Genomic DNA, 9,983 nt, shown 5'->3' with positions numbered 1-9,983 from the left:
CGACATGGCCGTCTTCGTGGGCGGGATGGGGCGCGGGGCGATCGGCAGCGTCCACCCGTCCGAGCTGCGCAACAAAGCCGCCTACACGACCCGGCAGCCGGTCGGAGTGGTCGGGATGGTCACCCCCTGGAACTTCCCGGTCGCCATCCCGGCCTGGAAGATCTTCCCCGCCCTCCTGGCCGGCAACGGCATCGTCCTGAAGCCTTCCGAGAACACCCCGCTCTGCGCCGAGACCTTCGTCGCCGCGCTCGTCGAGGGGGGTGTCCCGGCCGGGTTGATCAACCTCGTCCACGGCCACGGTGAGGCGGGGGCCGCTCTCGTCTCCCACCCGATGGTTCGCGCGCTGAGCTTCACCGGCTCGGTCCCCACCGGACGGATGGTCGCCGCGAGGGCGATGGAGAGCGGCCCGCGGATCGTGTCCCTGGAACTCGGGGGCAAGAACGCGATGATCGTGATGCCGGACGCCGACCTCGACCTGGCCTGCGACGGCGCGGTCTTCGGCGCGTTCGGGACCTCCGGCCAGCGGTGCACCTCGACCTCCCGGCTGCTCCTGCATCCCGAGGCTCGCGGTCTCGTGGACGCGGTGGCGGAGCGGGCCCGTGCGTTGCGGCTCGGCGACCCTACCGACCCCTCAACAGACATGGGGCCCGTGATCGACCGGCGGTCGGCGGAGCGCATCCACGGGATGGTACAGGCCGCCGTGCACGCGGGAGCCGAGCTCGTCTGCGGCGGCGAGATCGTCTCGATCGACGGGTGCGAGGGCGGCGCCTTCTATGCGCCAACGGTCCTGCGGGGCGTGGCCCCCGACCAGGAGATCGCCCGGACCGAGGTGTTCGGGCCGGTCCTGTCGGTGATCGAGACGGGCTCGCTGGACGAGGCGGTCGTGGTGGCCAACTCCGTCCCCTACGGGCTGTCCACCGCCGTCTACACCCGCGACATCAACGCCGCTCTGCGGGCGGTCGACGCGGTCGATTCGGGGATCGTGTACGTCAACGCGCCCACCATCGGCGCCGAGATCCAGCTCCCGTTCGGCGGGACGAAGCACACCGGCAACGGGTTCCGAGAGGCGGGTGTCCGGGGGATCGAGCAGTTCTCCGAGGTGAAGAGCGTGTACATCGACTACTCGGGGCGGCTGCAGCGGGCGCAGATCGACAACCGTCCGGGAGGGTCGTGATGGCCGTCTCCCCCGAGCAGGTGCGCACGTGGCTCGAACGAGATGCGGACGCGATCGGGTCGGTCCTGGCCCGGATGACCGATATCGTGGCCGCGTCCGGCGAGGGTTCCTGGCTCACGGACGTCGAGGGACGCCGGTACCTCGACTTCGCGTGCGGCATCGCGGTGACCAACCTCGGCCACTGCCACCCTGACGTGGTGGCCGCCGTGGAACGGCAGGTCCGGACCCTGGTCCACACCTCAGTGGTCGCCCGGCACGCACCCGGCATCGAGTGCGCGGAGCGACTGATCGCCCGGACCCCCTTCATCGACGACCCCCGGATCTTCTTCTGCAACACCGGAGCGGAGGCCGTCGAGGGGGCGATCAAACTGGCCCGCCGGACCACAGGGCGGCCGGGCATCGTCGCCTTCCGGGGCGGGTTCCACGGCCGGACGATGGGAGCCGTCTCCCTCACCACCGCGAAGGACCGCTACCGCGAGGGCTACGACCCGCTCCTGCCGGGCGTGTCCATCGCCCCCTTCTGCCACTCCCCCGAGGAGGTCGAGGCGGCGCTCGCCGCCCTAGACGAGCTGCTGGACCACGCGGTCGCCGCGATGGTCGTCGAGCCCGTCCTGGGGGAGGGAGGCTACGTGGTCCCGCCGGTCGCCTGGCTGAGAGGTCTGCGCGAGCGCGCGGACCGGCACGGCGTCCTGCTGGTCTTCGACGAGGTGCAGACGGGAGCCGGACGCACCGGCCGGTGGTTCGCCGCGCAGACCCACGGGGTCCACCCGGACGTCGTCCTGTTCGCCAAGGGGGTGGCCAACGGGTTCCCCCTCGGCGGGATCGTCGCCTCCCGGGAGCTCTTCGATCGGTGGCCGACGGCCACCCACGGCACCACCTTCGGGGGCAACCCCGTGTCCTGCGCAGCCGCCGTCGCCGTGATGGACGTGGTCGAGCGGGAGGCACTGCTGCCGCGCGTCCGGGAGACGGGTCCGGCGATCGTAGAGCGGCTACGGGCCCACGCCCCGCAGGTCCGCGGCCTGGGGTACATGGTGGGGGTGGAGCTCTCCGACGCCGAGGCCTGCGCGCGGGTCCGGCACCGGTGCCTCGAGGAGGGGCTCCTCGTGCTGTCCTGCGGGCCTCGCGACTCCGTCCTGCGGTTGATCCCGCCGCTGAACGCCTCCGACGCCGAGCTGGAGATGGGGCTCCAGATCCTGGTCCACGCGCTCGGCGCGGGGTGATGCGTCGATCTCCGGGGCCGGGGGTACGATCCGGGCAGCCGAGACGGGAGGTATGAGATGCCAACACCTGTTCCGAGGACCTTCGACCCGGCCAACCTCCGTGACTGGGCCCGGATCCTGCCGGATCTGGCCCAGCTGATCTGGCGGATCGTCCGCGACGGGCGCGTGCCCACTTACCAGCGGGTGGCGCTGGGCGCGATCTGCGCGTACGTCTTCCTGCCCTTCGAGATCGTCCCCGACTGGGTGCCGTTCGCCGGGCAGCTCGACGACATCGTCGTGCTCACGGTCGGGTTGCGCGCCGTCCTGCGCCGTATCCCGCAGGACATCCTCCTGGAGCACTGGAGCGGGACCGCGGACGCTCTGGAGGGGCTGCTGGCCACGGACCTGGACGGCACGGTCTCCTCCAGCCGGACCGGTCTGGTAAGCGGGTCCTGATCGAAGGACTCCCGAGCGCGAACCCCCCCGACGGCTGGGGGTAGGGCGCGCGTTTCACCTGTCGAGCGCACCCCCTCAGCAGCGTAGGAACCGGGCCTCCCCAGGGCCCGGTTCCACCCTTTCCGGGACATGAACGGAGGCCGCGGGTCCCCAGATCCGCGGCCTCCCGGGAGCGCTCTCCCCATCCAAGACTGTGTGAGTGGTTCGCCGCATCGGGAGCCGATCCCTGCTTCCCCCCCGACGGCTCGGCACGGGATGCGCGTTTCACCTGTCGAGCGCACCCCCTCAGCAGCGTAGGGAACCGGGTCTCCCCAGGACCCGGTTCCTGCATCTCCGGGAAAAGCTGAAGGCCGCGGTCCCCAGAACCGCGGCCTCCTGAGCGCTCCCCAGTGCAAGACTGGTTCAAGGATACGCCGTCCGGGCCGATCTTCCTGCCTCCGCCCGGAAAGATCTTTCCCGGGAGCCGTAACGGTCCCGTAACGGCACCTCCGGATGCTGTCGGTAGGTCAACGACGCTAGGAGGTAGAGATGGCTGTCACGGAGGCAGTACAGCTCGCACCCGAGACCCGGACGCGGACGCGGTGGACGCGCCTCGCCTCCCTCGGGCTGCTCGTACAGGGGCTGGCACCCGTCCTGATGCTGACGACGGCGACGCTGTGGGGCATGGACATGGGCGAGGAGACCGGGTTCTTCGCCGCGGTCGCCGCCATCGTCCTGACCTGCGCTTTCCTGGTGTACAGGTTCGGCACCTGGTCGAAGGTCGTGGGGATCGTGGGAGCCCTGGTCGGGGCGGGCACGATGTTCTGGACCGCCTTCGGGCTGACCCACTTCCCGAGCTTCTTCGACGTCCTGCCCGGCCTCATGGTCATCCCGGGCGCGCTCATCGCCATCGTCTCGTGCGTGGCAGCGATCGTGGCCGGCCGCCGCGGACACCGGTCGGCCGAGGCGGTGGGCGGGGAGGCCGTGGCGATCCGGGTCTTCGTGGCCGCCCTGGCGCTGGCTGCCCTCGTGACGGGCACGCTCACGTTCGCCGGGCGCTCGAGCGTCGCGGATGCCGACACGGTCATCGCGGCTAAGGACTTCGCCTTCGAGGGGCCGGTCCGCGTGGAAGGCGGATCCAAGATCGTCGTCCGCAACGACGACCCCTACTTCCACACGGCGACGGTCGAGGCGTTCGGGGTCGACGAGGGCCTGACCGCAGGGCGGTCGGTCGAGATCCGCGTCCCCGATCGGCCCGGGACCTACGTCCTGTACTGCAAGCCCCACACGAGCGACGCGAAGAACCCGGGTGAGGACGACATGGCCACCCGTCTGATCGTGAGCTGACGGCCCCCGACGGAGGGGGGGTCTGGGGCTCGGCCCCCCTACCCCTCCGTCACCGTCACCTTCTCGATCCGGTCTCCCGGCTCCGTGGCCCGGGACGGGTCCCGCTCTGAGAGCGAGTCGACCACGTCCATCCCTTCGACGACCTTTCCGAACACGGTGTGCTTGCCGTCGAGGTGAGGGGTCGGGCCGAAGGTGATGAAGAACTGGCTCCCGTTCGTGTTCGGCCCCGCGTTGGCCATCGAGAGCACGCCCGCGGCGTCGTGGCGTCGCGACGAGAACTCGTCGCGGAACGTGTAGCCGGGTCCTCCGCGTCCGGTACCGGTGGGGTCCCCGCCCTGGGCCATGAACCCCGGGATCACGCGGTGGAAGGTGGTCCCGTCGTAGAACCCCTCGCGGGCGAGGTTGACGAAGTTCTCCACGGTCATCGGGGCGTCGCCCGCGTACAGCTCTACCGTGATGTCGCCCTTGGACGTGTGCAGGGTCGCCTTGTAGTCCTTCGTGGGGTCGAGCGTCCCGGACGGCGGGTTCGGCATGGCTGTCCTCCTCGTATCGGTTCCGCAACCCATACCACGCCCGGTAGGCTGGCGCCCCATGCGCCCGACCCAGGAGATCCGCGTCGTCCGGACCCTGGTCGCTCCCGCGGGTCCGGTCCTGCGAGCGTTGGGAGGGAACGACGCGACCCTGCCCCCGGGCCCCGACCTCTTCGTGGAGGGGGAGGTCCGGGCGACCCTGAGAGGTTCGACCCTCGAGCTGGCCGCGCACCGCGCGCCGATCCCCTACTTCGGCTGGTTCTTCGGACCTCCCCTGGGGCGCGACGTGAGGCGCCGGCTCCACCATCTGGCCGCGGTCCTGGACAGCCAGGCCTCCGGTGAGGCGGCCCCCCCTCCGCCCAGGAGAGCCTTCTGGGCTCCCCCGGCGGCGCTGTCGCCGGACCAGGCGGCCACGATGGCCACCCTGGCCTTCGTCCTAGCCGTGACCGGTTACGCCGGGTCGTTGCTCACACAGGCCATCGACCCGATCGCGCGTTCCTTCGGGACCTCGGACTTCCAGCTCGGGGTGCTCACCGGCTTCACGCGCGTCGGCGCCCTCGTCGCCCTCGTCGGGAGCGCGCTCGCGGACCGCCGCGGCCGCCGGCTCATGATCCTGGTCGCCACCGGTCTCGCGGCCGCGGCCAGCCTGGCGTCCGCCGTCGCCCCCTCCGTCCTCGTGCTCGGGGTGATGCAGGTGCTCGTCCGAGGGTCCGTCAACCTGACCTCGATCGTCTGCTTCATCGCCGCGACCGAGGAGGCGCCCGAGGGCGGCCGGGCGTGGACGCTCGCCGTCACCGGCCTGGCCGGCAGCTTCGGGTTCGTGCTCGGCGCCGCGCTCCTGCCGGTGACGGACCTCGCCCCCTGGGCCTGGCGGCTCCTGTTCGCCGTCGGCGGGCTCGGCCTCTTCTTCCTGCCGGGCATCTCTCGGCGCCTCGGCGAGACCCGCCGCTACGTCGAGATCGCGGCCCGGACGCAGCGCCGGGGCCGGGTGCGCGAGGTCGTGGACCCCATCTACGGCGGCCGCTTCCTCCTCCTGGCCGGAGCGGCGTTCCTGCTGAACCTGTTCTTCGCCCCCTCGTCCCAGTTCACGAACCGCTACCTGGCCAACGAGCGCGGGTTCTCGGGGACGGGCATCACCCTGCTGCGCGCCGTCACCCAGTCCATCCCGGCGCTGGTCGCCGTCTACGTCGGGGGTCGGCTCGCGGAGTCGCGAGGCAGGCGACCGGCCGCGATAGGGGGGGTCGTGGTCATGTCCGTCACGACGGCCGGCTTCTTCCTGCTCGGGGGCCCTGTCCTGTGGGCGATGCTCCTCGCCTCAACGGCGGCGGCGGCCCTGGCCGGTCCTTCGCTGGCCGCCTTCAACACGGAGCTCTTCCCGACCGAGGTCCGCGGAACCGCGGGCGCGGCCTTGCTCGTCTTCGGCGTCGCCGGGTCGGTCGTGGGGCTGGTGGCGGCGGGCGCCCTCTCCGATCCCCTGGGCGGGATCGGACCGGCCGTCGCACTCACCGCGGCCGCACCGCTGCTCGCCGCGGTCGCGCTCTTCCCCCGGCTCCCGGAGGCGCGCGGACGGGAGCTCGACGAGATCAGCCCGCCGGAGGTGTGACGTGGCCCGGATCGAACCCGGAGAGCTGGCGCGCCGCCTACGGGACGGGTGGGAGCCCGTGCTGGTGGACGTGCGCACCACGGCCGAACACCGCCGAGGCCGGATCGCGGGCTCGTACCACGTGCCGCTCCCCCGGGCGATGCGTCGCGGCATCGACGGCGCGGGCCGACCCGTCGTGCTCGTCTGCCAGCACGGCCCCAGAGCGGTCGCCGCCTCGCGGCGGACCGCGGGCGAGGCGTGGGTCCTGCGCGGAGGGTTCTCGGCCTGGCGGAGAGCCGGGCTCCCCGTGGAGGGGGGCCGCACGGCGTCGATGCTCGACGCGTCGTGCGCGGTCCTCGACCGTCTCGGTTTCGAGGACTGGCGCCGCTGGGCGGCCGGGTCTGCCCGTGGACGCACCCTCGAGGTGGGCGCGGGGACGGCGCGGAACATGCGCCACTACCCGCCGGGCGTCCGGCCGATCCTGTTGGACCCCGACATCGACGGCCTCCGGTACGCACGCGGATCCGGACGCGCCTCGCGGGCCGGCCTGGTCTGCGCGGAAGCCGAGGCGCTCCCGTTCCGGGACGCCGCCCTCGACACGCTCGTCTCGACGCTCGTCCTCTGCTCCGTGCGCGACCCGCAACGGGCAGCGGGCGAGATGAGGCGGGTGCTCGCCGACGGGGGGCGGCTCGTCGGGGTGGAGCACGTCCTGCCGAAGAGCCGCGTCGCGTCGGGGATCCTGCGGCGGCTGGACCCCCTCTGGTCGCGCGCTACTCAAGGGTGCCACCTCGACCGAACGACGATCGCGACCCTGCGCGGCGCCGGTTGGGACGTCCGCGAGCGTCGTCGCGCGATGGGCGGGTTCCTCCGCTCGTTCACCGCCACGTAGGTCCGGATCGTGCCCCGCCGGCTGGGGGAGGAACCTCCCCCGAGGGGCTTGAGACCGACCCTCGGGGGACCGGGCTCGAACCCCCGTTGGGGAGACAGGCGCGAAGGGTGAGCGCCGAGTAAACGGATGCGCATCTGCCCGGGACGTCGGGGCGAAAGACGAGCAGATGGGGGTTCGTGTGAACGATCAGATCCTTGGGCAACTCCTGCGGACGAGCGGTCTCGGTGCGACCGTCTGCGTCACGGCGGGCGCGGTTGCCGGATGGACCATCCGGCACTCCGGAGTCCTGACCGAGCTGGCACGTGAGCGCCGTCAGGCCAAGCAGGCCCTGAAGCGGGCGCAGGTGCTCGCGGAGGACGTCCGTCGGCAGATGGGCGCCCTCCGGGAGGCCCTCGTCCAGCTGCAGACCGACGCGGCCGGCGCGGAACCGTCGGCGCCCACGGGCGTCGAGGCGCTCTGGCCGCCGCCCGCCTCGCACCAGCTCAAGGAGGAAGCCGAGGCCCTGCGCCTCTGCGCGGATATCGTCGCGGCCCGGCTCGATGACGCGGGCCGCGTGTTCTCGCTGGCGAGCTGAACCGCACCCTGGGGCCGCGCGCGCTCCGCGCGCGCGGCCCCGACCCGCGTCAGGACATCCGGTCCACGATCGCCTGCCCGAACTCCGAGCACCTCACCGGCTCGACCGGCGGGTCCATGAGCCGGGCGAAGTCGTAGGTGACGACCGACTCGGAGATGGAGCGCTCGATCCCCGCCTCGATCAGGTCCGCCGCCTCGTTCCAACCCATGTGGCGGAACATCATCACGCCCGAGAGGATCACCGAGGACGGGTTCACCTTGTCCTGACCCGCATACTTCGGAGCCGTCCCGTGGGTGGCCTCGAAGACGGCGTGTCCGGTGTCGTAGTTGATGTTGCCCCCCGGGGCTATCCCGATCCCGCCGACCTGCGCGGCCAGGGCGTCGGACAGGTAGTCCCCGTTGAGGTTCATGGTGGCTATGACGTCGAACTCGTCCGGTCGGGTCAGCACCTGCTGCAGGGCGATATCGGCTATCGCGTCCTTCACGAGGATCTGCCCGGACGGCGGATTCCCCCCGCAGTCGTCCCAACCCACCGCTCGTCCCTCGTACTCCTTGCGCGTGAGCTCGTAGCCCCAGTCCCGGAAGGCTCCCTCGGTGAACTTCATGATGTTGCCCTTGTGCACGAGGGTCACCGATGACCGCCCGTTGGCGATCGCGTAGTTCAGGGCGGCGCGGACGAGGCGCTCCGTGCCCTCCCGGGAGACCGGCTTGATCCCGATGCCGCTCGTCTCGGGGAAGCGGATCTTGCGCATCCCCATCTCGTCCTGGACGAACTCGATGACCTTCTTCGCCTCAGGCGTCTCCGCCTCCCATTCGATCCCCGCGTAGATGTCCTCGGTGTTCTCACGGAAGATCACCATGTCCACCTTCTCGGGGTGGCGGACCGGGGACGGCACCCCGCGGTACCAGCGCACCGGACGCAGGCATACGTACAGGTCCAGCATCTGCCTCAGCGCGACGTTGAGCGAGCGGATCCCGCCCCCCACCGGCGTCGTCAGGGGGCCTTTGATCCCCACGAGGTAGGTGCGGAAGGCCTCGACCGTGTCGTCCGGGAGCCAGGTCCCGAAGCGGTCGAACGCGTCCTGGCCCGCGTACACCTCGAACCAGGTCACCTTCTTCGAGCCGCCGTACGCCTTCTCGACGGCCGCGTCGAACACCAGCTGGGAGGCGTTCCAGATGTCCGGGCCGGTCCCGTCTCCCCGGATGTACGGGAGGACGGGGTCGTCGGGGACGTTCAGGACCCCGTCCGAGATGGAGATGGTTCCTCCCTGGGGGGGCGTCACATCGCTGAAGGACATGGCTCGCTCCTCTTATCCTCGTCTCGCGTCCGGACATACAGGCTCAGGTACGGCAAGGCCGGCGTCCAACCGGGAGACCATGACCCAGCGATCGGAGAGAGAGCTCGACCAGGAGTACGAGGAGCTCCTGCAGGAGCTGCGGGTCTCGATGCCGGGGCTGCAGGTCCTGTTCGCTTTCCTGTTGATCCTGCCGTTCAGCGACAACTTCGAGAGCGTCAGCGCCGTCGAGAGGGGCGTGTACTTCGCGGCGTTCCTCTCCGCCGGGATCGCATCGCCGCTGCTGATCGGGCCCAGCGTCATGCACCGGCTCCGCTGGCGGCAGCACGACAAGGAGGGGGTGCTGAGGATCTCGTCGCGCCTGGCGATCGCGGGAGCCGTCTTCCTCGCCCTCGCCATCGCTTGCAGCGTCTACCTCGTGACCTCCTTCGTCTACGCCACCGCGCTGGCCGCGGTGACCACGGCGGTGGTGGCGGTCATCACCGTCTCGATCTGGTTCGTGCTCCCGCTCGTCCGGGCGCGCCGGGACCACTAGGTTCCGAAGCCCCTCCCTCGGGGCAGAACCCCCCATATGGGACTCCTGCCCGACGAAGCATCGAGCCTGCTGGTGGTGGCGGTGAGCACGGCCGTCTTCTACGTCATCTCCGTAGCGGGGCTGCGCCTCGCCGGCCGCCGCACGCTGGCCGAGATGTCCGCCTTCGACTGGGTCGTGACGGTGGCCATCGGGAGCATGATCGCGAACGCGTCGCTCAACCCCAGCGTCTCGGTGGCCGAGGGGACGGCCGGGCTCGCCACGCTGCTGACCCTCCAGGGGCTCGTCGCTGCGGTGAGACGGCGCTCGGGGAAGGCCCGCAGGCTGACCGACTTCGAGCCCGTGATCCTCGTGCACGACGGGCAGGTGTCAGAGCGGGGTCTCGACCGTCTGCAGATGACCCGGGCGGACCTGATGAGCAAGCTCC

General features: G+C 71.3%; 11 protein-coding genes. 9 read left to right on the top strand and 2 right to left on the bottom strand.

Annotated elements, in window-relative coordinates:
- The 4 genes from VM840_08795 to VM840_08780 form a co-directional block, all read left to right on the top strand.
- Nucleotides 1–1,174: aldehyde dehydrogenase family protein (locus VM840_08795; GenBank protein ID HVL81675.1), on the top strand; the 1,174-nt coding region annotated here is incomplete at its 5' end.
- On the top strand, nucleotides 1,174–2,394 hold the full coding sequence (locus VM840_08790; GenBank protein HVL81674.1) for an aminotransferase class III-fold pyridoxal phosphate-dependent enzyme: 1,221 nt from the start codon (nucleotides 1,174–1,176) through the stop codon (nucleotides 2,392–2,394). The genes VM840_08795 and VM840_08790, both read left to right, overlap by 1 nt.
- Before the next feature lie 57 nt (nucleotides 2,395–2,451).
- Entirely contained in the window at nucleotides 2,452–2,829 is a 378-nt protein-coding gene (locus VM840_08785) for a DUF1232 domain-containing protein (GenBank protein ID HVL81673.1), read from the top strand.
- 528 nt (nucleotides 2,830–3,357) lie between these two features.
- Complete coding sequence (locus VM840_08780) at nucleotides 3,358–4,155, top strand: hypothetical protein (protein HVL81672.1); 798 nt, start codon at nucleotides 3,358–3,360, stop codon at nucleotides 4,153–4,155.
- A 38-nt stretch (nucleotides 4,156–4,193) separates the two neighbouring features.
- On the opposite strand, the gene VM840_08775 is transcribed toward VM840_08780, so the two are convergent.
- Entirely contained in the window at nucleotides 4,194–4,688 is a 495-nt protein-coding gene (locus VM840_08775; protein HVL81671.1) for a peptidylprolyl isomerase, read from the bottom strand.
- Nucleotides 4,689–4,746: 58 nt separating this feature from the next.
- On the opposite strand from VM840_08775, the gene VM840_08770 reads away from it, so the two are divergent.
- The 3 genes from VM840_08770 to VM840_08760 all read left to right on the top strand — a co-directional run bounded on the left by VM840_08770 (nucleotide 4,747) and on the right by VM840_08760 (nucleotide 7,730).
- Nucleotides 4,747–6,288, top strand: coding sequence for an MFS transporter (locus VM840_08770; GenBank protein HVL81670.1), 1,542 nt, complete (start codon nucleotides 4,747–4,749; stop codon nucleotides 6,286–6,288).
- A gap of 1 nt (nucleotide 6,289) precedes the next feature.
- Nucleotides 6,290–7,156, top strand: a complete 867-nt coding sequence (locus VM840_08765; protein ID HVL81669.1) for a methyltransferase domain-containing protein — start codon at nucleotides 6,290–6,292, stop codon at nucleotides 7,154–7,156.
- A 178-nt stretch (nucleotides 7,157–7,334) separates the two neighbouring features.
- Entirely contained in the window at nucleotides 7,335–7,730 is a 396-nt protein-coding gene (locus tag VM840_08760) for a hypothetical protein (protein HVL81668.1), read from the top strand.
- A gap of 49 nt (nucleotides 7,731–7,779) precedes the next feature.
- On the opposite strand, the gene icd is transcribed toward VM840_08760, so the two are convergent.
- Nucleotides 7,780–9,027: an NADP-dependent isocitrate dehydrogenase gene (gene icd / locus VM840_08755; protein ID HVL81667.1), complete on the bottom strand. Its 1,248-nt coding sequence runs from the start codon at nucleotides 9,025–9,027 to the stop codon at nucleotides 7,780–7,782.
- Nucleotides 9,028–9,106: 79 nt separating this feature from the next.
- Here icd and VM840_08750 point away from each other — a divergent pair, with 79 nt between their 5' ends.
- Nucleotides 9,107–9,559, top strand: coding sequence for a DUF6328 family protein (locus VM840_08750; protein ID HVL81666.1), 453 nt, complete (start codon nucleotides 9,107–9,109; stop codon nucleotides 9,557–9,559).
- Between the two features lie 36 nt (nucleotides 9,560–9,595).
- Nucleotides 9,596–9,983, top strand: a 388-nt coding sequence (locus VM840_08745; protein HVL81665.1) for a DUF421 domain-containing protein, incomplete at its 3' end; no start/stop codon positions are given.

Source organism: Actinomycetota bacterium (genome assembly GCA_035540895.1).
Taxonomy (GTDB): domain Bacteria; phylum Actinomycetota; class JAICYB01; order JAICYB01; family JAICYB01; genus DATLFR01.
This window is presented reverse-complemented; position numbering and strand designations above follow the sequence as displayed.

Bases quoted from the DNA above. Each gene is read 5' to 3' on its own strand.
- VM840_08790 (HVL81674.1), top strand. From the start codon at position 1,174: ATGGCCGTCTCCCCCGAGCAGGTGCGCACGTGGCTCGAACGAGATGCG.
- VM840_08750 (HVL81666.1), top strand. From the start codon at position 9,107: ATGACCCAGCGATCGGAGAGAGAGCTCGACCAGGAGTACGAGGAGCTC.
- VM840_08770 (HVL81670.1), top strand. From the start codon at position 4,747: ATGCGCCCGACCCAGGAGATCCGCGTCGTCCGGACCCTGGTCGCTCCC.
- VM840_08785 (HVL81673.1), top strand. From the start codon at position 2,452: ATGCCAACACCTGTTCCGAGGACCTTCGACCCGGCCAACCTCCGTGAC.
- VM840_08775 (HVL81671.1), bottom strand. From the start codon at position 4,688: ATGCCGAACCCGCCGTCCGGGACGCTCGACCCCACGAAGGACTACAAG.
- icd (HVL81667.1), bottom strand. From the start codon at position 9,027: ATGTCCTTCAGCGATGTGACGCCCCCCCAGGGAGGAACCATCTCCATC.
- VM840_08780 (HVL81672.1), top strand. From the start codon at position 3,358: ATGGCTGTCACGGAGGCAGTACAGCTCGCACCCGAGACCCGGACGCGG.